20 protein-coding genes and 1 tRNA gene are annotated in these 21720 nt (G+C 64.5%); 11 read left to right on the top strand and 10 right to left on the bottom strand.

Going from position 1 to position 21720, the window contains the following annotated elements:
* Positions 1-22 precede the first annotated feature (22 nt).
* The 3 genes from ACZ5YV_RS12125 to smc all read left to right on the top strand — a co-directional run bounded on the left by ACZ5YV_RS12125 (position 23) and on the right by smc (position 5016).
* Entirely contained in the window at positions 23-703 is a 681-nt protein-coding gene (locus ACZ5YV_RS12125) for a thioredoxin domain-containing protein (RefSeq protein WP_464787832.1), read from the top strand.
* A gap of 45 nt (positions 704-748) precedes the next feature.
* Positions 749-1483, top strand: a complete 735-nt coding sequence (locus ACZ5YV_RS12120; RefSeq protein WP_464787831.1) for a thioredoxin domain-containing protein — start codon at positions 749-751, stop codon at positions 1481-1483.
* 92 nt (positions 1484-1575) lie between these two features.
* Positions 1576-5016, top strand: a complete 3441-nt coding sequence (gene smc / locus ACZ5YV_RS12115; RefSeq protein ID WP_464789220.1) for a chromosome segregation protein SMC — start codon at positions 1576-1578, stop codon at positions 5014-5016.
* Positions 5017-5031: 15 nt separating this feature from the next.
* Here smc and ACZ5YV_RS12110 read toward each other — a convergent pair whose 3' ends face one another.
* Together ACZ5YV_RS12110 and ubiA are read right to left on the bottom strand one after the other, a co-directional pair.
* The gene (locus ACZ5YV_RS12110; RefSeq protein ID WP_464787830.1) at positions 5032-6480 is read right to left on the bottom strand and encodes a phospholipase D-like domain-containing protein; all 1449 of its coding nucleotides are present in this window, start codon (positions 6478-6480) and stop codon (positions 5032-5034) included.
* Positions 6477-7379, bottom strand: coding sequence for a 4-hydroxybenzoate octaprenyltransferase (gene ubiA, locus ACZ5YV_RS12105; protein WP_464787829.1), 903 nt, complete (start codon positions 7377-7379; stop codon positions 6477-6479). Before ubiA ends, ACZ5YV_RS12110 begins: the two co-directional genes overlap by 4 nt.
* A gap of 120 nt (positions 7380-7499) precedes the next feature.
* Between ubiA and ACZ5YV_RS12100 the strand changes: the two genes are divergently transcribed.
* Positions 7500-8246: a 16S rRNA (uracil(1498)-N(3))-methyltransferase gene (locus ACZ5YV_RS12100; RefSeq protein WP_464787828.1), complete on the top strand. Its 747-nt coding sequence runs from the start codon at positions 7500-7502 to the stop codon at positions 8244-8246.
* A gap of 112 nt (positions 8247-8358) precedes the next feature.
* Positions 8359-9732, top strand: a complete 1374-nt coding sequence (locus ACZ5YV_RS12095) for a glutamate--cysteine ligase (RefSeq protein ID WP_464787827.1) — start codon at positions 8359-8361, stop codon at positions 9730-9732.
* Position 9733: 1 nt separating this feature from the next.
* On the opposite strand, the gene ACZ5YV_RS12090 is transcribed toward ACZ5YV_RS12095, so the two are convergent.
* The 3 genes from ACZ5YV_RS12090 to ACZ5YV_RS12080 are packed head-to-tail and all read right to left on the bottom strand — an operon-like array spanning position 9734 to position 12334.
* The gene (locus ACZ5YV_RS12090) at positions 9734-11035 is read right to left on the bottom strand and encodes a methyltransferase family protein (protein WP_464787826.1); all 1302 of its coding nucleotides are present in this window, start codon (positions 11033-11035) and stop codon (positions 9734-9736) included.
* A gap of 44 nt (positions 11036-11079) precedes the next feature.
* A complete protein-coding gene (locus ACZ5YV_RS12085; protein WP_464789219.1) occupies positions 11080-11718 on the bottom strand; it encodes a DUF1345 domain-containing protein in 639 nt (212 codons plus the stop codon).
* Between the two features lie 40 nt (positions 11719-11758).
* Positions 11759-12334, bottom strand: coding sequence for a peptidase S14 (locus ACZ5YV_RS12080; RefSeq protein WP_464787825.1), 576 nt, complete (start codon positions 12332-12334; stop codon positions 11759-11761).
* Between the two features lie 136 nt (positions 12335-12470).
* Between ACZ5YV_RS12080 and ruvA the strand changes: the two genes are divergently transcribed.
* The 3 genes from ruvA (at position 12471) to ACZ5YV_RS12065 (ending at position 15970) form a co-directional block, all read left to right on the top strand.
* The gene (gene ruvA / locus ACZ5YV_RS12075; RefSeq protein WP_464778572.1) at positions 12471-13079 is read left to right on the top strand and encodes a Holliday junction branch migration protein RuvA; all 609 of its coding nucleotides are present in this window, start codon (positions 12471-12473) and stop codon (positions 13077-13079) included.
* Positions 13076-14095: a Holliday junction branch migration DNA helicase RuvB gene (gene ruvB / locus ACZ5YV_RS12070; protein WP_464787824.1), complete on the top strand. Its 1020-nt coding sequence runs from the start codon at positions 13076-13078 to the stop codon at positions 14093-14095. The genes ruvA and ruvB overlap by 4 nt, the downstream gene beginning before the upstream one ends.
* A 132-nt stretch (positions 14096-14227) precedes the next feature.
* Positions 14228-15970, top strand: a complete 1743-nt coding sequence (locus tag ACZ5YV_RS12065) for an AMP-dependent synthetase/ligase (RefSeq protein ID WP_464789218.1) — start codon at positions 14228-14230, stop codon at positions 15968-15970.
* Positions 15971-15973: 3 nt separating this feature from the next.
* On the opposite strand, the gene ACZ5YV_RS12060 is transcribed toward ACZ5YV_RS12065, so the two are convergent.
* Genes ACZ5YV_RS12060 through ACZ5YV_RS12050 form a run of 3 tightly spaced genes read right to left on the bottom strand, consistent with a single transcriptional unit; the run spans position 15974 to position 17594 of the window.
* Positions 15974-16375: a hypothetical protein gene (locus tag ACZ5YV_RS12060; RefSeq protein ID WP_464787823.1), complete on the bottom strand. Its 402-nt coding sequence runs from the start codon at positions 16373-16375 to the stop codon at positions 15974-15976.
* Positions 16376-16432: 57 nt separating this feature from the next.
* Positions 16433-17155, bottom strand: coding sequence for a hydroxyacylglutathione hydrolase (gloB, locus tag ACZ5YV_RS12055; protein WP_464787822.1), 723 nt, complete (start codon positions 17153-17155; stop codon positions 16433-16435).
* Between the two features lie 4 nt (positions 17156-17159).
* Entirely contained in the window at positions 17160-17594 is a 435-nt protein-coding gene (locus tag ACZ5YV_RS12050) for a VOC family protein (protein ID WP_464787821.1), read from the bottom strand.
* A 103-nt stretch (positions 17595-17697) separates the two neighbouring features.
* Between ACZ5YV_RS12050 and ACZ5YV_RS12045 the strand changes: the two genes are divergently transcribed.
* Entirely contained in the window at positions 17698-18402 is a 705-nt protein-coding gene (locus tag ACZ5YV_RS12045; RefSeq protein WP_464787820.1) for an SIMPL domain-containing protein, read from the top strand.
* 6 nt (positions 18403-18408) lie between these two features.
* Here ACZ5YV_RS12045 and ACZ5YV_RS12040 read toward each other — a convergent pair whose 3' ends face one another.
* On the bottom strand, positions 18409-19245 hold the full coding sequence (locus ACZ5YV_RS12040) for a tetratricopeptide repeat protein (RefSeq protein ID WP_464787819.1): 837 nt from the start codon (positions 19243-19245) through the stop codon (positions 18409-18411).
* Complete coding sequence (locus ACZ5YV_RS12035; protein ID WP_464789217.1) at positions 19245-20000, bottom strand: alpha/beta fold hydrolase; 756 nt, start codon at positions 19998-20000, stop codon at positions 19245-19247. The genes ACZ5YV_RS12040 and ACZ5YV_RS12035 overlap by 1 nt, the downstream gene beginning before the upstream one ends.
* 141 nt (positions 20001-20141) lie before the next feature.
* On the opposite strand from ACZ5YV_RS12035, the gene ACZ5YV_RS12030 reads away from it, so the two are divergent.
* Positions 20142-20228: transfer RNA gene (locus ACZ5YV_RS12030), tRNA-Leu, on the top strand.
* A 177-nt stretch (positions 20229-20405) separates the two neighbouring features.
* Entirely contained in the window at positions 20406-21635 is a 1230-nt protein-coding gene (locus ACZ5YV_RS12025) for a tyrosine-type recombinase/integrase (protein ID WP_464787818.1), read from the top strand.
* The last annotated feature ends 85 nt before the right edge of the window (positions 21636-21720 follow it).

Below are 21720 nucleotides of genomic sequence, written 5' to 3'. Positions count from 1 at the left end.
GCGGCGCTTCATTGGAGAACGCATGACGAAATCGCGCTTGCTAATCCTTGGCCTCCTCACATTGATCGCCCTACCCCGTACGCTGATCGCCGCGCCCGCCGTCAACTGGACGACACGGGTCGCGCTGTCGCCCATTGGGGGACATGTGCTGGGCAACCCGGCCGCGCCGACCAAGCTGGTCGAATATGTGAGCTATACCTGTTCGCATTGCGCTCATTTTATTGGCGAGGCGAGCGCGCCGCTGAAAGCCGACTATGTGAAGGGCGGCAAGGTGAGCGTGGAAGCGCGCAATGCGGTGCGCGACAAATATGACCTGACGGCCGCGCTGCTGGCACGGTGCGGCGGGCCGAAGCGCTTTTTTGGCAATCATGAGGCGCTGTTCGCCAATCAGGATGCCTGGATGGAGCAGTTGCAGGCCTATGACCGGGGCGCGGCCAAGCCGTCCGAGCAGATCGCCCTGTTGCGCGACATCGGGCGCAATACGGGCCTTTACACATTGATGGGCAAGCGAGGCTTCACGCCTGCGCAGCTTGACGCCTGCATCGCCAATCCAGCGGGGATGAAGCAGATATTGGCGATGACCGACGAGGCGTGGAACAAGGTGAAGATTGGCGGCACGCCTGCCTTCACCATCAACGGGACGCGCGTGGACGGATCGAGCTGGGCCAGCTTGCGCGACGCATTGCCCGCCGCCGCACAGTAAACTAAACCCTTGATCCTGATGCCCGAGCAACGGAGCCTGCACACCGTGAAAGCCATTACCGGACTTGCCTTTATCGCCCTCTCGCTGTCCCTTTCCGCCTGCGGGAAAAAGGACGCGGCCAGCAACGCGTCCGCAGAACCGGTCGCTGCTGTTGCTGCCCCTGCCGGAACCAGCTGGTCCGGCACAGTGACTCAGACCCCCGAAGGCGGGTTCGTCATGGGCAACCCGCAGGCGAAGGTTAAGCTGATCGAATATGGGTCCTATACCTGCAGCCATTGCCGCGATTTTTCGGCGGAGGCTTCAGAGGAGATCCGCAAGATCGTCGACACCGGCAAGATGAGTTTCGAGTTCCGCAACTTCGTGCGTGATCCGATCGATATTTCCACGTCGCTGCTCGCTCGTTGCGGCGGCAAGGACGTCTTCTATCCGCTCAGCGAGCAGTTCTTCGCCAACCAGAATGCCATGTTCGAAAAGGCGCAGTCGCTGGGCGACGCCAAATATCAGGCGTTGATGAGCGCGCCGCCTGCGCAGCGTTTCGGCAATCTGGCCGCCGCTGTCGGGCTGATCGATTTCGCCAAGCAGCGTGGGATTGCCGAGGATAAGGCCAAGCAGTGCCTGGCCGACACCGCCGCCGCCGAAAAGCTGGCCAAGGGCGTCGAGGCGGCGAACAATCAATATAAGATCGAGGGTACGCCGACCTTCATCCTGAATGATGTGAAGATCGACAATGTCGCAACCTGGGCGACTTTGCAGCCCAAGCTCAAGGAAGCGGGTATCTGATTGGCTCAAGGGGGGCGGACATTTTCGATGAGTTTGCCCGCTGAAGGCGGGGCGGCATGGCGCTGCCCCGGCAATTGGCCCGGTGGCTGGCCATGCAGATAAAGCGCCTCAAGCTTTCCGGTTTCAAAAGTTTCGTCGATCCGACGGAGCTGCGCATCGAACCCGGCCTGACCGGGATTGTCGGGCCGAACGGCTGCGGCAAGTCCAACCTGCTGGAAGCGATCCGATGGGTGATGGGCGAATCCAGCGCCAAATCCATGCGCGGCGCAGGCATGGAAGATGTGATCTTCGCGGGTACGTCTACCCGGCCGCAACGCGACTTTGCCGAAGTGTCGTTGCAGACCGTGCAGGAACAGGGCGAGCTGTTCAACGCGGTCGAGGTGGGCGCGGATGGCGAGTTGGAAGTCACCCGCCGGATCGAACGCGGGGCGGGCAGCGCCTATCGCGCGAACGGCCGCGATGTGCGGGCGAAGGACGTCGCGCTGATCTTCGCCGATGCAGCCACCGGGCCGCACAGCCCGGCGCTGGTGAGCCAGGGGCGGATCGCCGCCGTTATCGCGGCCCGCCCACAGGAACGGCGCGCGATGCTGGAGGAAGCGGCGGGCATTTCTGGCCTGCATGTCCGGCGCAAGGATGCCGAACAGAAGCTGCGCGCGGCTGAGGCTAATCTGATGCGGCTGGACGAGATCCTGACCGACATGGAGGCGCGGGCGAGCAGCCTGCGGCGGCAGGCCAAGGCGGCCGAGCGCTACATCAGATTGTCTGAACAGATCAGGGTGGCCGAAGGGCGCGTGATTTTCGCCCGCTGGCGTGAGGCGGCGGCCAGTGCGGATGCGGCGCGCAAGGAAGCGGTCGAGGCAGGCAGCGCGGTTGGCGTGGCGCAAGAGGTGCAGGCAGCTGCGGCGGCGCATGCCAATGCGGCAGTGGACGCGCTGGCATCCCGGCGGGCGGCAGCGCAGGCGGCGCGGGATGAGGCGAATGAGACCGGGCACCGGCTCGCCGCGCTGAAGGCCGAACGCGATGGCGTGGTGCGGCGGCTGCATGATCTGGCGCAGCAGGCCGAGCGGCTGGAGGAGGACCGGGCGCGCGAAGGCACGCTGGCCAATGACGCGGCCGAGGCGATTGCGCGGCTTACGGCCGAGATTTCTGCGCTGAAGAACCGGATTGCCGAGACCGAAGCGATGCGGCCGGACTTTGCCGGGCGGATCGCGCGGGCGGAAGATGCGGCGCGCGACGCCGAGCTGGAGTTGGCCAAGGCGATGGCGCGGCAGGCTGGCGAGCAGGCCGAGCTGCGCGTGGCCGAGGCAGCGCTGGCGGCGGCGCGGAGCCAGTTGGAGCGGGCGGAACGAGAGGCGGCGCGGCTGGAAGCGGAGGCGGGCGCCCTGCCCGATGCGGCACCGCTGGAGGCGAAGCGAAGCGAGGCGCTGGCGGCACAGGCGCAGGCCGGGTTGGACCGCGATGCCGCCGAGGCAGCGATCGGGCAGGCCGAAACGGCGCGGCAGGCGGCTGCCGAGGCGCGGGCTGCGGCGGAAACCGCGGTCTCATCGGCACGGGCGGGGCTGGCGGCACTTGATAGCGAGACCGCGGCGCTCAAGCGGGCGGTCGAGAGCGGGAGCGGGCGCGAGCGGGCGCTGGACCGGTTGAAGGCCGCGCCAGGATTTGAGCGGGCTTTGGCGGCGGCGCTGGGGGACGACCTGGAAGCGCCGGTCGGCGCGCAGGGCATGCGGCGCTGGGCGGGCGCGGCGGCGCTGGAGAGCGATCCGGCCCTGCCCGCCGGATGCGCCTCTCTGGCAGATCATGTGCGTGCGCCTTCGGAACTGGCGCGGCGACTGGCACAGGTGGCGGTTGCCGACACGGATGAGGGGCAGGCGCTGACGGTCGGGCAGCGGCTGGTGACCAAGGACGGGCAGCTGCGGCGCTGGGACGGCTATGTGGCGGCCGAAGGCGGGGCGGCGGCGGCCGAGCGGCTGATCCGGCTCAATCGGCTGGAGGCGATTGCGGCGGCGCGGCCGACGGCGGAGGCAGAGGTCGAGGCGGCACGCGCGGCACAGGATGAAGCCGCGAGCGGGGAACGGGCGGCGGCCGAGGCGCTGGGGGCTGCGCGGACGCAGCTTGGCGCGGCCGACCAACGGCTGCGCGCGGCGCTGCGCGCGGCGGATGAGGCGGCGACGGCGCTGGAGCGGCTTTCCGGGCGGCGGGAGGCTATCGAGGAGCGGTTGGCTGAGGCGCGCGCGGATCTGGGCACGGCGGGGGCCGAGCATGACAAGGCGGATGCGGCGCGCATGGCTGTGCCCGATAGCACTGGGACGCGGACGCTGGTGGCATCGCTGAGCCAAGCGAGCGAGAAGGCGCGCATGGCGGTCAGCCAGTTGCAGGCGGATCAGGCGCTGGCCGATCGGGCTTTGGGAAGCGACCGGGAACGCATGGCGGCGGCTGACGCGGAAGCCAAAGGCTGGCGCGCGCGGGCGGGCGAGGCGGCGAAGCGGATTGCGGCCATGGTGGAACGGGGCGAGGCGATTGCATCCGAGCGCGATGGACTGGCGGATCAGCCCGAGATGCTGGCCGCGACGATCGCCACCCTGTCCGAGCAGGGCGCCGGACTCGCGGAAGCGGCCGAAGCGGCGCGGCGGGCGGAGAGCGAAGCTGAGGCCGCGCTGCGGATCGCCGAGGAACAGGCTGCGCAGACCGGCGAGGTGCTGGCACAGGCGCGCGAACGGCGAGCGACTGCTGCGGCACGGGCCGAAGCGGCGGACGAGAAGCGCGCCGAGACCAACCGTCTGTCGGGCGAACGCTTTGAATGCCCGCCTCCCGTGCTGCCCGAGAAGCTGGGCTTTGCCAGCGCGGAAATCCGGATCGCGCAGAGTGAGCAGGGCGAACATGACCGCCTTTCCGCCGAGCGGGAGCGGATCGGGCCGGTCAATCTGGTGGCGGCGCAGGAGTTGGAGGAGCTGGAAGCGACCCAGGCAACGAGCCGGGCCGAAAGCGAGGAGCTAAGCCAAGCGATCAACCGGCTGCGCGGATCGATCGGCAGCCTCAATCGCGAAGGGCGGCAGCGGCTGCTCGCGGCGTTCGAGGCGGTGGACGGGCATTTCCGGCGGCTGTTCACCACGCTGTTCAACGGCGGGCAGGCGCATCTAGAGTTGATCGACAGCGACGATCCGCTGGAGGCGGGGCTGGAGATCATGGCGCAGCCGCCGGGGAAAAAGCTCGCCGCGCTGACGTTGCTTTCCGGCGGTGAGCAGGCGCTGACGGCGGTGGCGCTGATCTTTGGCCTGTTCCTGACCAACCCGGCACCGATCTGCGTGCTGGACGAGGTCGATGCGCCGCTGGACGATGCCAATGTGGAGCGTTTCTGCGATCTGCTGGACGTGATGGTGGGGCAGACGGACACGCGTTACCTGATCGTCAGCCATAATGCGGTGACGATGGCGCGGATGCACCGGCTGTTCGGCGTGACCATGGTGGAGCGCGGGGTGAGCCGCTTGGTTTCCGTCAATCTCGGCGGTGCGGAAGCGTTGCTGGCGGCCGAATAGGTACGTGGCGGCGCTTCAGCGCTTCTTGCGCATGCGGCGGAACAGGCTGCGGTCGGCAACCGGCTCGAACATCTCCTCAGGCCCTTCGGGGTCCAGCACTTCATTGTCGGCCAGCCAGGCCTGCACGTCGTTGAGATTGGGCGTAACATAGGGCCGCAGGGTTCGGCCGGGCTTGTCGCGCAGTTGCTCGATCGCGGCGATCAACCCGCGCTCGGCGATCACGGCGGATACCCGTTCGACCGGCAGGTCCAGATGTTCGGCGATCAGATCGTCCCGGATGCCCAGGATCATCGCTTCCCGCCCGGCATTTGCGGGCAAGGCCAGGTCGATCGTCACGTCGCATTCGGTATCGAGCCGCATCGAGCGGTTGTTCATGTTGGACGAGCCCACGCGAACGGTTCGGTCATCCACGATCATGATCTTGGCATGGACGTAGATGGACTCACCGCGCATGGTGAAAGGATGGTAGATGCGCAGCTTGCCATGGGTGTCGCGGGCGCGCAGGGCTTCGAACAGGCGCGCGCGGGCGGTATCCATCGCCTGCTGTTCGAGCCAGCCATCGGCCTGTTCCGGATTGATGATGACGATGTCCGGCCCACCGGGATCGCCCAGCCGCGCGGCGATTGCCTCCGCAATGCGGCGGGAGGCGAAATACTGGCTTTCGGCGTAGATGGTCCGCTTTGCCGATGCGATCTGGTTGAGATAGAGTCGCTCAATCTCTCGCAACGGCTGCTGGTCATCCATTTCCGGCGCGGAGCGAGAAATGGCTATATCGACATTTTCGAACTGAACCGGCAGCGCGTCCGGCCAGCAATCATGTTCGCCGAAGATCGGATCCAGATCGCCGCCGCCAGCCCCCTTCCATCGGGCGCGGGCATGGTCACCCAGCACCATCGCGACATCGCCCTGCAAGGCAGTGGTCGCGTCATGCCATGGCCCATAGGCGGAACCGTCCGGATGGCGGCGGCCTGGGTCCTCATCACGATGATGGCGTGTGTCCCATCGGTCACCGGTCATGTCGATGCCGCCGCAGAAGGCGAAACAGTCGTCGATCACCACAATCTTCTGATGATGCGAGGCCGCTGGAGGGTGATGGCTGTCCAGCTTCACCTGTATGCGTTTGTGAGCCATCCATTTGACGGTGGTGAAGAGGTTGGCAGGCTGCACCATCGACTTCATCGCGCCGACATCCCAGCGCAGAAGGAAGATTTCGAGGTCTGGTTTTTGCGCAACGAGCCAGCTGATGAAGTCGCCGATGATGACCGGGGCTCCGTCCTTGACCTCATCCTCGCGGATCAGGCTGATGGCGGCGTCGAAATCCCAACCGATGAGCATGATCCGGCGCTTCGCCTTGAGCATGGCGGCACGGGCGTGGCGGAAATAACAGTCGGCGTCGATGATGACGCTGGCCTTGGCGGCGCGGGCGATGCGCCAGCAATCCTCACCCTCTTGTGGCATGCTCATGCGCTGCCCACGACGAGGCAGCCAAGGAACATCAAAAGCCCGGCGAACCGGTTCGAGCGGAACTTCGTGAGCGGATCGGCGCCATCCTCCTTGAGCGTCCCGACCTGCCAGAAAAGATGAGCCGCCATCGGCAGCAAGGCGGCAAGAGCAAGCCATTGCGGCCGCACCTGCCAAAGAGCGGCAGCCCAGAGGGAAAGGGCGAGCAGATAGCAGAGCATTACGCCGCCGCGCACATGGCGGCCCATCGACAAGGCGCTCGACCCGATACCGATCAACGCATCATCCTCCCGGTCCTGCAATGCATAGATGGTGTCATAACCAACAACCCAGAAGATTGTGCCTGCATAGAGCAGCAACCCGGCCGGGGTGAGCGCGCCCATGACCTCGCTCCAGCCGACGAGCGCCGCCCAGGAGAAGACGAGGCCGAGCCAGAGTTGGGGCCAGCCGGTGATCCGCTTCATGAAGGGGTAGGCGGCGACCAGCGCGAGACTGCCCAGCGAGACGATCTGCGCATAAGGGCGGAGTTGCAGCAGGACGATGAGGCCGACGAGGCAAAGCAGGATGAGCCAGGCCCAGGCGGTGCGCACGGAGAGAGCCCCGCTCGCGAGCGGGCGGGCCGCGGTGCGGGCGACTTTCCGGTCGAGATCGCGATCGACGATGTCGTTGAACACGCAACCCGCGCCGCGCATGGCGATGCTGCCGAGCAGGAGCCAGAGGATGAGCGGCCAGCGCTTCCCTGCCCCGCCTGCCAGGACCACGGCCCAGGCGCCGGGCCAGAAGAGCAGCCACCAGCCGATCGGACGATCGAGCCGGGCCAGCAACGCGAGCGCGCGGGGCGTCGCGGGCAAGCGTGCGAGCAAGCCGCGGGCCTCGGTATCGGGGACTATGGTCTGACTCACCTTTTCTCCGTTCGGGCTGAGCTTGTCGAAGCCCCTTTCTTCTCTAAAGAGCAAAGAAAGCCCTTCGACATTTGGCTGAGACAAGTGGCTCAGTCAAACAGGGCGAACGGAAGAGACGAAATGACCGCAACCCCTGCCTGGCCGCCGCAGAGCGCGCCGCGCCTGCATGTCGAAACGCAGTTAGGCGACGGCGTGGCCGTGCCGGTCGATGGCAATCCGGCCCATTATCTGATCAGCGTCATGCGGGTGAAGCCGGACGACATCGTGCTGCTGTTCGACGGCAGGTCGGGCGAGTGGGCCGCGCGGGTGCGGGACATACGCAAGCGTGACCTGGTGCTGGAATGTGTCCAACAGACCAAGCCTTTGGAGGATGTGCCGGATTTCTGGCTATGTTGCGCGCCGATCAAGAAAGGCCGCATCGACCTGATCGCGGAAAAAGCCTGCGAACTGGGCGTCGCGAAGCTGCAACCGGTGCTGACCCGCCGGGCGGTGGTGGACAAGCTCAACCTGGACCGACTGCACGCGCATCTGGTCGAGGCGGCGGAACAGTGCGGCCGCACCGCGCTGCCCGACCTCGGCGCTATGGTGAAACTGGACGCGCTGTTGCGCGACTGGCCGGACGATCGCTGGCTGTTTTTCGCCGATGAAAGCGGTGGTGAACCTTTGAGCGAGACGCTGCGTGCGCATCAGGGTGCGGCGGCATTCATGATCGGGCCGGAGGGCGGCTTTGACCCGGCAGAGCGGGAGGCGATCCGGGCCGTGACGAAGGCGGTGCCGGTGTCTTTGGGGCCACGCATATTGCGGGCGGAAACGGCGGCGATCGCCGCAACGTCGGCGTGGATGACGCTGAACGGCGACTGGCGATAGGATAGCTGTTCCAGTTGCAATCCGAAATGGGATTGCAGCCCCGATGGACGCAACCTATTTGTCCCCCGCGCGCTGTCGATTGACGCGCAAGGGGGACAGGCTAAGGCGGGGCATGAGCACGAGAACCGACTCAGGGGGAATCGATCCCGTCATCGAAAGCCGCGACCAGCTGATCGTGGCCTTTTCCAAGGGCGCCAAGCCCAAGGATCGCTGGCGCATCGGCACCGAGCATGAGAAGTTCGTCTATTCGAGGGCCGACCATCATGCGCCGTCCTACAGCGAGCAGGGCGGCATCCACACGCTGCTGATCGGCCTCACCCGCTATGGCTGGAGCCCGGTGTTCGAGGGCGATAACATCATCGCCCTCTCCGGAGCCGATGGAACGGTCAGCCTGGAACCGGCGGGACAGCTGGAACTGTCCGGGGCGCCGCTGGAAAATCTTCACCAGACTTGCGCGGAAACGCACCGGCACCTGGAACAGGTCAAATATGTCGGCGATATGCTCGGCCTCGGCTTCCTGAGTCTGGGCATGTGGCCGGACAAGACACGCGACGAATTGCCCGTGATGCCCAAGGGGCGCTACGATATCATGCTGCGGCACATGCCGCGCGTAGGCACGATGGGCCTCGACATGATGCTGCGAACCTGCACTATCCAGACGAACCTCGACTATGGCAGCGAGGCGGACATGGTGCAGAAGTTCCGCGTCGGCCTGGCCCTGCAACCTCTTGCAACCGCGCTGTTCGCCAATTCGCCCTTCACCGAAGGCAAGCCCAACGGCTTCCTGTCCTATCGCAGCCATATCTGGTCGGACACCGACCCGCACCGCACGGGCATGCTGCCCTTCGTGTTCGAGGATGGCTTTGGCTATGAGCGGTACGCCGACTATGCGCTCGATGTGCCGATGTACTTCGTCTATCGCGACGGCCGCTATATCGACGCGGCGGGTCTCAGCTTCCGCGACTTTCTGGACGGCAAGCTTTCCATTCTGCCCGGCGAGAAGCCGACCGAGAAGGATTGGGAAGATCATCTTTCGACCGCCTTCCCGGAAGTGCGATTGAAGAGCTTCCTTGAAATGCGCGGGGCCGATGGCGGACGCGCGGATCGCATCACCGCCCTCCCCGCTTTCTGGGTTGGCCTGCTCTATGATCAGGGCGCGCTAGATGCCGCTTGGGATTTGGTGAAGGACTGGACCATGGAGGACCGCCAAACGCTGCGCGACGCCGCGCCGAAGCTGGCGCTGAATGCGCCATTGCCGGGCGGGCGCAAGCTGCGCGACATCGCGGCGGAAGTGCTGGATATCAGCCGCAGCGGGCTGAGGGCGCGGGCACGGCTGAACGATATTGGCAACAATGAAACGGGCTATCTGGCACCGCTGGACGAGATCGTGGCGGCCGGGCGGACGCATGCTGAAGATCTGCTCGCGCGCTATCATGGCGAATGGGCAGGCGACCTTTCCCGCGTCTACGCTGAGGAAAGCTTCTAACCTATTCCGCTGGCGTCAGGGCCGGTTGATCCTTGCGCCGACGGCCCGTTGCCCAGGCGAAGAAGCGTGGGACGGGCGCGTTGCGCTCCATCCATTCGCTGTAGTCGCGATAGGCGGGATCAGTCGAGAGGTGGGCTTCTTCCGTCCGGGCGCGCCAATAATAGACGGCGTTGGTCGCCGCCAGCATCGCGCAGTTGCGCACCATGTCGGTGAGGCTGCCCGATATCGTGAGAAAGGGCAGCGCCGAAAACCACCAGAAGAGGTTCTTTGACAGATAGGCGGGATGCCGTGTCCAGCGATACGGCCCATGAGTCAGGATGCCGCGATGGGTGAGGTTGGAAAAGCGGATGCCGAACACCACCGTCGCCCAGGCATAGATGGCGGTTAGCAGGACAAGCCAGCCGCCAACTATCCATTGCAAGGTTGTATGCCCCTGCGTCCAGACGTCCCATTCCGCACCGCCTGCGTGATAGTCGAGCGGTCCCCCTGATCCCATCAGCACGAAGGGCGGGTAGCAGATCAGCGCTGCCACCCAACCGGTCAGCAACGGATTGGCCGAACGTATGTGGGAATCGAGCGGCTTGCAGGTCAGCAAATAGCCGACCGTCGCCATGCAGACATCGATCATGAACATGACCGCGATCAGGAAGGCGGCAAGGTTCACCGGATTGGAGAAGGCATGATCCAACCGCCAGTCCACCACGCTGGCAAAATTGCCCGGCACGATGGAGAGCATGAAGGCAAGGAAAAAGCCCTTCACCGCCCATGCACGGGCATGATTGGCGACCTGCGCCATGTCGTGCGCGCCCGCTGCTCCGCCAATGACCCATTGTCCGAAGGCATGGGTGGCGTCGCGGGGTTCGACCAGTCGCCGGTCCAGCCAGACGACATAGGGAACGGAGAACAACACAAGCCAAGGGGCCGCGTCCATGAACAGGTTCATGGAATAATGATAATTCCCGCTCCAGTACCAGCGGGCGAGACAGTAGAAAATCGCGATCGCCAGCCATGTCGCCCAGAGGCCAGCAATCTTGACGAGGCTGATGTCGAGAACGGCGCGCCATGGCCGGGGCGGCGTCTGCCAGTCTATCCCGGTCGAGGCGTTGCGATGGACCTTGTCCACCAGCAGCGACCACAAGATCATCGGCAGCCCGCAGGCGATCACCGCCGCGAAACCCGCATTGGGGCCGTTCATCCCATAATGGCGCGCCACCATTGCCCAAAGTGCGAGCCCCGCCAGTCCGGCGAAGCCTACGCCATGGCTAACGGCAGAGGGCGGACAAGGATCGGTAGCGGAAGACATGCCCCGCTTATGCCGGGAAATGGTAAGCAAGCCGTGAAGCCGCCTCAGACACCACCCAGCACATTGATGGTGAAGGCCAGAATGCCGAGGTTGAAAAGGAACGCCGCGAGGCAGTGGGCGGTGACCACCTGACGCATGGATGTGCCGGTCACCGTGACATCGGACGTCTGGAAGGTCATGCCTAGCGTGAAGGCGAAATAGAGAAAATCGCTGTATCCGGGCTCCTTCGTACCCGGGAAGTCGATGCCCTGCTGATCCTTCCCGCGCGGATCGGCCAGGTAGAAGAGATGCGCATAATGCATCGCATAGACGAGGTTGGAAAAGAGCCAGGCAAGCGCCAGCGTCACCAGCAACAGCGCGACGGCCGCTGCGTTGGGGCCGCCATGCTGGCTGACGGCTGCTCCCACCGCGACCAGCACCACCAGCGAGACAATGCCGGTCAGGAGCAGCATCAGGCGGCGATTGGCATCATTTTCCTGCGCGGTCCGGCGCATGCGATCGGGGTCGGCTTTCAGAAGCGGCGCGGCTGCGGCGATGAAGGCGAGAGAGGCGCAGTCGAACCCTGCCATCACCGCCTGATGCCAGGGCATCATCAAGCCGAACGGCAGGGCGGTCGCCAGCAGCACCAGGAACATGCCGTAACGCCAGGGAAAAACTGGAGAGCGGGTGGAGGAAGACTTCATCCGCCCAGAAAGCCGCAAAATGACGAAGCTGGCAAGCGGATCAGAGCACCGCCACCACCAGACCAAGCGTCGCAGCTTCATTCGCTTCGAGATACCAGTTTTCCGGTGCCCGTTTCAGCACTTCGTCAAGCGAGATGCTGGAGCCCAGGATCAGGTTGGAAAAGCCTTCATTCTGGATGGCGATGGACGCCTCTATCTCGTTCAACGCGGCCCTTAGCGGTGCGATGCAGGTGGACAGCGGGCCTTGAAGGTGGATGTCCTTGGTGATGAGCCGTTCATGGATCATCACCCGCGTGCCACGCGTGAGGTAGCGGTTTTCCTTGGCGAAAAAGCCCATGAAGGTCGCGCCCGCCGAATAGACGGCGGTCTTCCCCAGAAACACCAGCCGCCGCGCGGCGCCGAGTTCCGAATGAAAGCGGATATCCTCTCCCATCATCCGCGCGATTTCCGGGTCCCCGCCAAGTGTCGAAACTTCTGTCACCACCAGCCCCTCGGAAGGCGCCGCCGCCAGCGCGCCCTTGAAGTACAGATACATGGACTGGTCGACGGGACCGGAGAGGCGGATGGCGGGACAGGCGAAGTCCTGAGGTGAAAGCAAAGGCGCTTGCGTCGGCATCAATGGGTTCCTGTTAGACTAGGCATCGGGCTGCACTACGTCCGGCGCGGGAATTGGTGCCAAGGCAGGCGCGCTTTTGACTGGCGCTATCCTTGAGAGGCTGTAAAGAACAGATCATGACCAAAGGGTGCGGGGCATGATCGCGAAACTCAAAGGGCGGCTGGATAGCACGGGCACCGACCATGCGATCATCGACGTGGGGGGCGTGGGCTATCTCGTCGGCGCATCCTCGCGAACCTTGTCGGCGCTGGGACCGGTAGGCGAAGCGGTGACGGTGCATACCGAAATGCTGGTGTCGGAGGATTCGATCCGGCTGGTCGGCTTTGCACGCGGCGAAGAACGCGACTGGTTCCGCTTGCTGATTGGCGTGCAAGGCGTGGGATCGCGGGTGGCGCTGGCGATATTGTCGGCGCTTGAACCGGCCGAACTGCATCGCGCGGTGGCGACCGGGGACAAGGCAATGGTCGCGCGCGCCAATGGCGTAGGGCCGAAGCTGGCGCTGCGGATCGTCAATGAACTGAAGGACAAGATCGGCGCGGCGCCGGGCGCTGGCGGCGTGTTGGGCGCGGGCATTGCGCCTGTCATGGCCGGGGGGCTGGGAGCAGATGCGATTTCCGCCCTGCAGAATCTCGGCTTCAAGCCTGCCGAGGCGAGCAGCGCGGTTGCCGCTGCGGAAGAAGAGCTGGGCGATAGCGCAACCCTGGACGCGCTGGTGCGGCTGGCGCTGCGGAAGGCGGCCAAGTGAGCGAGGAACGGCTGATCGCCTCCACGCGCCGGGCGGAGGATGTGGATGCTGCCCTGCGGCCCAAATCCCTGACCGAGTTCATCGGGCAAGAGGCTGCGCGCGGCAATTTGCGGGTCTTTATCGAGGCAGCAAAGCAGCGTGGCGATGCGCTGGATCATGTGCTGTTTTTCGGCCCCCCGGGCCTCGGCAAGACGACGCTGGCGCAGATCGTTGCCAAGGAAATGGGCGTCGGCTTCCGCGCAACGTCAGGGCCTGTGATCGCCAAATCCGGGGATCTGGCGGCGCTGCTCACCAATCTGGATGAGGGCGACGTCCTGTTCGTGGACGAGATCCACCGGCTGAATCCCGCAGTCGAGGAGGTTCTCTATCCCGCAATGGAGGACCGCGCGCTTGACCTGATGATCGGCGAGGGTCCTTCGGCGCGGTCGGTGCGGATAGACCTGCCCCGCTTTACCCTGGTAGGCGCAACAACACGGCAAGGACTGCTGACGACGCCGCTGCGTGACCGCTTCGGCATTCCGGTGCGGCTGCAATTCTACACGGTCGAGGAACTGGAGCTGGTGGTGCGGCGCGCGGCGCGGTTGCTGGACCTGGGCATCACCTCTGATGGGGCGATCGAGATTGCCCGGCGATCGCGCGGGACGCCCCGCATTGCCGGGCGGTTGCTGCGGCGGGTACGCGACTTTGCCAATGTCGCGGGGGTCGAAGCAGTGGACGCCAAGGCGGCGGACGCGGCGCTGAGGCGGTTGGAGGTCGACCAGCTGGGCTTGGACCTGATGGACCGGCGCTATTTGATGATGATCGCCGACATCTATCGCGGGGGGCCGGTCGGGGTCGAGACGCTAGCGGCCGGATTATCAGAGCCGCGCGATACGATCGAAGAGGTGATCGAACCCTATCTGATCCAGCTTGGCCTTATCGCCCGCACGGCGCGGGGCCGCTGCCTGAATGGGGCGGGCTGGAAGCATCTGGGACTCAATCCGCCCGCCGGATTACAGGACGGGCTGTTCGACTGAAAAATGCGTGACCGCTACGGCAAGGCGCGGCTATAGCGTCGACAAGGAGCGGATGCGCGCATCGGACGCGCTCTTGAATCAAGGAGTTGCGCTGCTTTGCGGGCGATCGAACAGTATCCCAATCTGGTGACCATGTTCTTTGCCCGCGCAAAGGAAATGGGCGACCTCCCCTTCCTGTGGCGCAAGACGGCTGGCGGGTGGCAATCGCTCAGCTGGACCGAGGTGGCGTTGCAGGTGGCAGGGCTCGCCACCGCGCTCAAGGCGCAAGGGCTGAAGCCAGGCGACCCGGTCATGCTGGTAAGCGAGAACCGCCCCGAATTTTGCATCGCCGACCTTGCCATCATGGCGGCGGGATGCGTGACGGTGCCGACCTACACCACCAATACGACGCGCGATCATCAGCACATCCTGACAGACAGCGGCGCCCGCGCGGTGATCGTGTCGACGGCCAAGCTGGCCCAGACGCTGATGCCCGCCGTATTGCGATCGCAAGCGAGCTTCATCATCGGCATGGAACCGCTCCGGGGCGCGCAGGGCGATCTGTCCTGCCATCTGTGGGCCGACATGGTCGCGTCCCGCATCGCCGATCCCGACGCCTGCGCCGCCGAACAGACCGCCAAGCGGAATGACCTCGCCTGCATCATCTACACCAGCGGCACGGGTGGTGCGCCACGCGGCGTCATGCAGCATCATGGCGCGATCTTGTGCAATATCGAAGGCGCAGGCAGGCTGGTGGCGGAGGATTTCGGCTGGGGAGATGAAGTATTCCTGTCTTTCCTGCCGCTCAGCCACGCTTATGAACATAGCGGCGGCCAGTTCCTGCCGATCATGCTCGCGGGGCAGATCTATTATGCGGAAGGGCTGGAGAAGCTCGCCAGCAACATAGAGGAAGCGCGGCCGACGATCATGGTCGTCGTGCCCCGCCTGTTCGAGGTGCTGCGCGCCCGGATCATCAAGTCGATCGAGAAGCAGGGCAAATTCCCCGCTTGGCTGCTGACGCAAGCTTTGCGGATCGCCGCGAAGGAGCAGAGGGGCGATGGATCGATCGCCGACCTGCCGGTGAAGCTGCTGCTGAACCGGACGCTGAAGCCGAAGATCGCCAAGCGCTTTGGCGGGCGGATGAAGGCGCTGGTGTCGGGCGGCGCGCCGCTCAATCCCGATGTCGGCCTGTTCTTCGATGCGATGGGGCTGACGCTGTTGCAGGGCTATGGCCAGACCGAGGCGGGACCGGTGGTCAGCTGCAACCGACCCCGCGCGGGCATCGCCATGGACACGGTTGGGCCGCCGCTGGATGGGGTGGAGGTCAGGATCGCCGATGATGGCGAGATATTGGTGCGCGGCGAACTGGTGATGCAGGGCTATTGGCGTAATGCCGCCGAGACCGAAAAGGCGCTGAAGGACGGCTGGCTGCATACCGGCGACATTGGCGAGATCGATGGCAAGGGGCGCATCCGCATCACCGACCGCAAGAAGGACCTGATCGTCAATGACAAGGGCGACAATGTGTCGCCGCAAAAGGTCGAAGGCATGCTGACGCTACAACCTGAGATCGGCCAGTCCATGGTCTATGGCGACCGGCGGCCGCATCTGGTGGGGCTGCTGGTGCCCGACGCCGAGTGGACGCGCGAATGGGCGGGGGCGCACGGCCTTGACGCGGACGACGCCGCATCCAACGCCGCCTATCAGGCAGCGTTAAGGGCGGCGGTCGATCGGGTGAATGAAGACCTGTCCGTGACAGAGCGGGTCCGGCGCATCATCCTGGCGGACGAACCCTTCACCATCGAAAATGGCGAGATGACGCCATCCATGAAGATCCGCCGCCACGTGATCAAGGCGCGCTATCAAGAGCGGCTGGACGCGCTCTACAAGGGCTGACGGTCAGCGGCCGGGGGTGCGGTAGGGCGTGAAGGACCCCAGCGCGCAACCGCCGGTGATCGACCCGGTGACCAGATCGGCGCTCCGCGCAATGTCGCCGCGACAATATTGCGAGCCTGTCGGCTTGATGATCAACGTATCGCCCCTGCCCAACCCGGTGCAACTGCCGATCAGGTCGTTGCGATAGATGAGGCGGCCGCTCACCCGGTACAGCAACACGCTTTCACTGACAGCGGTGAGGCTGGAGCCCGGATAGCGGCTCACGCAGTTGACTGGCTCGCCCGCGACTTTGCCCTCCAATGCAGCCTCAAGCCGGGCCGCTTGTTTCTCCGTAAGGCGCGGGGGCTCGCTGCCGCCTGCGCACGCTGCCAGCATCAGTGGCATCAGACATATGGATGCACGCATGGCAATCCTCCTGCACATCTCTCCATAAAAGGAGACGTTGGCGTAACGCCCGAACCGTCAGGCGGTATCCTTGGCCGTGCGGCGGCGAGCCAGCTCATCCGCGTCGTTCGCGCGCATGAAGATGTTGGTCGCGCGCTCCAGCCCTATGGTGGTGGGCACGGTGGCCTCGCCGCGTGCGCGGGCGGCGTCGACCTGCGCCATGCGATCGGCGAGCGCTTCATTGTCCGGTTCTATCGTCAGGGCGAAACGGCCATTGCTCTGTGTATATTCATGGGCGCAATAAACCATGGTGTCGTCCGGCAACGCCGCAAGCCGGGCCATGTTGGCGAACATCTGATCCGCCGTCCCTTCGAACAGCCGCCCGCAGCCCATGGCGAACAACGTGTCGCCCACAAAAATGATGTGATCGCCAGCCAGATGATAGGCGATGTGACCTGCCGTGTGGGCGGGCACCTCCATCACGGCGGCGGCATGGTCGCCGATGCGGACCTCATCGCCCTCCCCAACTTGCCGGTCAAGCGAGCCGATCTTGGCCGCCTCTGCGGTCGGCCCGGTGATCAGGCAGCCAGTCGCCGCCTTGATCGCCGCGTTGCCGCCCACATGATCGCCATGCCAGTGCGTGTTCCAGATCTGGCTGATGGTCCAGCCCCGATTGGCCGCCTCTGCCAGCACAGGGCCCGCCACCGCCGGGTCGATCACCACGGTCTCGCCACTGGCATCATCATGCAGCAGCCAGACATAATTGTCGGACAGCACCGGTATGCGGACAACGCTCAGCATGGGCTTACCAGACGCCGGTATTGGGCATGGACGCCCAGGGTTCGGCCGGATCGAGATGACCGTCCTGCAATAGCTCTATCGAAATATTGTCGGGCGTGCGGACAAAGGCCATGTGGCCGTCGCGCGGGGGGCGGTTGATGGTGATGCCCGCATCCATCAGTCGCTGGCACACCTCGTAGATATTATCGACGCGATAGGCGAGATGGCCGAAATTCCGACCCTCGCCGTAGCTTTCCGCTGGCCTGCCATCTTCCGGTGGCCAATTGTAGGTCAGCTCCACCTGAGCATCCTCATCCCCCGGCGCGGCCAGGAAAACGAGCGTGTAGCGCCCATTTTCATTGTCGAAGCGTTTCTGCTCCTCCAGCCCCAACAGCTTGAAGAAAGCGACAGTGCGGTCAACGTCAGTCACGCGGATCATCGTATGCAGATATTTGGTCAAGCGGTCGCTCCGTTCGTCGCTGTCAAGCAACGGTTCATCTCGGCAGTGGCAGGAATGATCCCAAGATAGGGCAGCGCAGGCGTGGATGGAAGAGGAGACGCGAATGGCAATCGAGTATCGCGACAAGGTGCTGCTGGGCTGTGCCGGGTTGCTGGCGCTGGGGCTGGTCAGCGGCGGCTATCTGCTGGGTGACGGGCTGAAGCGCGCGAAGGCTGCGGACCGGTCGGTCACAGTGAGGGGCCTGGCGGAACGCAATGTCACGGCCGACCTTGCAACCTGGTCGATCAGCTACGCCGCGACCGGTTTCGACCTGCCCGCCGTGCGCGCCGAGATCGACAACAACACACGAGAGCTGAAAGCCTATTTCACGAGCCTCGGCTTCAAGCCGGAGGCGCTGACCCCCACGGGCGCGGGCGTGAATCAATATATCAATAATGGCGCCAACACGATTACGATCACTCAACGCATGTTGTTGCGCACCACCGACATCGCACGCGCGCAGCGAGCCGTAGCGCAGCAGTTTGACCTGGTCCGCCGGGGCGTCACGCTGCAGGAAGGTTCCGGGATGCGTTACAGCTTCACAAAGCTCAACGACGTCAAGCCGCCCATGGTGGCCGCCGCGACCCGCGATGCACGCGCCGCAGCCGAGCAATTCGCACGCGACAGCGGCGCCAGCGTCGGGGCCATCAAGAGCGCCACCCAGGGCTATTTTTCCATCGATCCACGCGATGGAGAGGCGGACGGATCGAGCGACACGCCCTACAAGAAGGTCCGCGTCGTCACGACCGTCGACTTCTACCTCAAATAGGCGGGTTCAGGCGGGCGGCAGCCGGGTGAGATTATCCGTAGCCGCCTTGCCCGCGGGTGATTGTGGCGCCAGCTTGACCGCCCTTTGCCAGGCCGAGCGGGCGATGTCGGCATGGTCGGTCAGGACAGCGATATTGCCCTCTTCCAACGCCACCGACGCGTCATCGGGAGAAAGCTGAACCGCCCGTGCGATATGCGCCTGCGCCAGCTTCAACTCTCCCGATCGGCGGGCAAGGGTTGCAGAAAGCAGCCAGGCGAGCGGATCCTTCGGCACCTGAAGCAGTGCCGTATCAAGCGAATCGCGCGCTTCCTTGACATCGCCGAGCGTGACCAGGGCGCGCGCGCGGTCCAGATAGGTCTCACCCTTTTCCATGCCATCAGGCAGGCCGCGCGCCAGTGCCGCATCGAAGCTGGTGCGCGCCTTCGCAGCATCACCGCCCGCCAGCGCCGCATTACCCGCCTGCGCCCATAGGCGCGCGCTCTGCGCCATCTCGCCGGTTCTCTCGGCCTCGTCTGCGGCCTGTTCGAACGATACGATTGCAGGCCCCCACCGCTCCGCACGCGCATAAGCGAAACCCATGCAGTGGCGCGCGTAGAAGCTGCCGCCCTCCAAACGCCATTTTTGCGCGAAGGCGACACCCTGGTCTAACGATTTAAGCGCTTCATCAAGGCAGGCCTGGAACGGCTTAGCGTATTTTTCGGGGACAGGAATGCGCCCATCGGCAGCAGCAGGGGCAGGTGCGACCGCCCTGCCCTCCTCCTTCTTCGGCCGGTTCATCACCGCCTCGATTTCCGGATCATAGGCCTGCGGCGTCAAAAGCAGCAGCGGAAGCAAAAAGGTCATCAGAGAATGTCCAAAAGACTGTCGATCATGCGGATCAGCAGCGCGATGTCGCCGTCGCGCGACAGGCGGTGATCGCCATCCTTAATCAGCAGCGTCTGCACGTCATATGAATGCAGGCGCTGCGCCAGCCGCAGGGCTGTCTGCCAAGGCACGTCCCTGTCCTCCTGCCCCTGGAGAAGCCGCACCGGACATTCGATGGCGATCGGCCCATTCAGCAGACGCGAAGCCTGGCCCGACTGCCAGAAGGCCAGTGTCGTCACCAGCGGCTGATCGCCATAGGGAGTGGGCTCCGTCAGTCGCCCTTGCTCGGCCAGCAGAGCCTTGTCTTCATCGCTGAAACCCCATTCGGTGAAATCCGGCGCGGCCGCGATGCCGACCAGCCCGGCAACGCGGCCAGGGCGAGCCAGCGCGATCAGCAAGGCAATCCAGCCCCCCATGGACGATCCCACCAGCAGCAACGGGCCTTCCGTCAGCGCGTCGATCAACAGCAACGCATCGTCGCGCCAGCTGGCGAGCGTGCCATCCTCAAAGCGGCCTTCACTGGCGCCATTGCCACCATAGTCCAGCCGCAGCATGGGCCGTCCCGTCTCCGCCGCCCAGACATCGACCGCCACCGCCTTGCCGCCTTCCATGTCGGACATGTAGCCAGGCAGGAAGACGATCGTCGGCCCGGCACCCGCCCGATGCCGGTAGGCGAGCCGGACCCCATCGGGACGGGCGAACAGCGCGAGCGGCGCGGCTTGGAAGGGGGCTATCGGCTGTCTCCACTGGCAATCAATGCGTCCTGCCTGATGCAATAGACGCTGACGCGCAGAAAACCAGAAAGGAAGAAAATAATGCCCGTCGCGGAATTGACAGTGTGAGGACCAACGGCTAATCGCGCCGTCCTACCCCGTGCCCAGATGGCGGAATTGGTAGACGCACCAGCTTCAGGTGCTGGCGATCGCAAGGTCGTGGAGGTTCGAGTCCTCTTCTGGGCACCACTACTGGCTCTGGCGACGTCCAGGTAAGTCCAGTAAGCGGCTGGTTTCACAGCATTTCTTCACCGAAAATCGCCAGACACCGTCCGGCGAAATCCGGCTAAGAGCACCAGCAGCAGCCACAAAATGTTGCTCTTTTTGGTGCTCTCGGATCGACCCGGCTTTGCTGGGAAAACGACTATGCTGACCTACATCCAGATCAATGCCGCCAAGCCGAGAGCGAAGGCTTGGACCCTGAGCGATTCACAAGGCCTCCATCTCCAGATCCAACCCAACGGCTCGAAGCTCTGGCGCTTCAAGTATCGGTTCCTCGACAAGCAAAAGACGCTCCACCTTGGCGGATGGCCGCAGGTGAGCTTGGCCGACGCCCGTGTGCGGCGTGACGAGGCGAAAAGGAAGATCGCGGAAGGGATCGATCCAGCGCTGGAGAAAAAGCGCGCCAGGATCGCCGCCAAGTACGCTGCTGCCAACACCTTTGAGGCGGTCGCCAAGGAATGGCTCGTCAAGTGCGAGCGGGATGGCCTCGCGCCGGTGACGGTCGACAAAATCCGCTGGCTGCTCGCCAAGGCCTATCCGGTGATCGGAACCATCCCCATCTCGCAAATCACGCCCCATGAGGCGCTTGCCGTCCTACGCAAGGTAGAGGCAACAGGAGCTTATGAAAGCGCTCGGCGCATGCGCAGCGTCCTGAGCCGGGTCTTTCGCTATGGCGTCGCGACCGTTCGATGCGACAAGGATGTCGCGGCCGATTTGCGAGGGGCAATCGCCGCGCCGAAGGTCAAGCACTTCGCCGCCATCACCAAGCCCTCAGAAGTGGGCGCCCTACTGCGGGCCATCGACGGATATACCGGGCACAAGGTGACGGTAATGGCCATGCGCCTGTCTCCGCACGTCCTACTGCGCCCTGGCGAGCTCAGGCAGGCCGAATGGTCCGACATCGATTTCGAGGAAGCCATCTGGTTTATCCCCGCCGAACGGATGAAGATGCGCAGGCCCCACCGCGTGCCGCTGTCGCGGCAGGTGATCGCGATGCTGAAGGAACTGCACGAGCACACGCATTGGTGGAGATATCTATTCCCCTGCCTGGGCAGGCCAAGAAAGGCGATGTCCGAGAATGCTGTGAACCAAGGTCTGCGTCGGCTCGGCTACACCACGAACGAGATGACGGCGCATGGCTTCCGGGCAATGGCCGCCACCCTTCTCAATGAGATGGGCGAATGGAATCCCGACGCGATCGAGCGGCAACTCGCGCATGTCGATACCAACCAGGTTCGGCGGGCCTACGCCCGCGGCGAATATTGGGACGAGCGTGTGCAGATGATGCAGCGCTGGTCGGACTATCTCGACGAACTGCGCGATGGCGGCAAAATTCTCCGGCCCAGCTTCCCGGCGGCACGACGCGCATCCTGATCACACACGCCCACCAGCTGGCGGTCGTTGACCGCCAGCGGGTTCTTTGGCCAGCATTACATCTCACGGCTGATTGTGGGACAGA

This window comes from Sphingobium sp. TomTYG46 (assembly GCF_055396345.1).
Note: the sequence above shows the minus strand (reverse complement) of the source record. Positions and strands in the feature narration are given on the sequence as shown.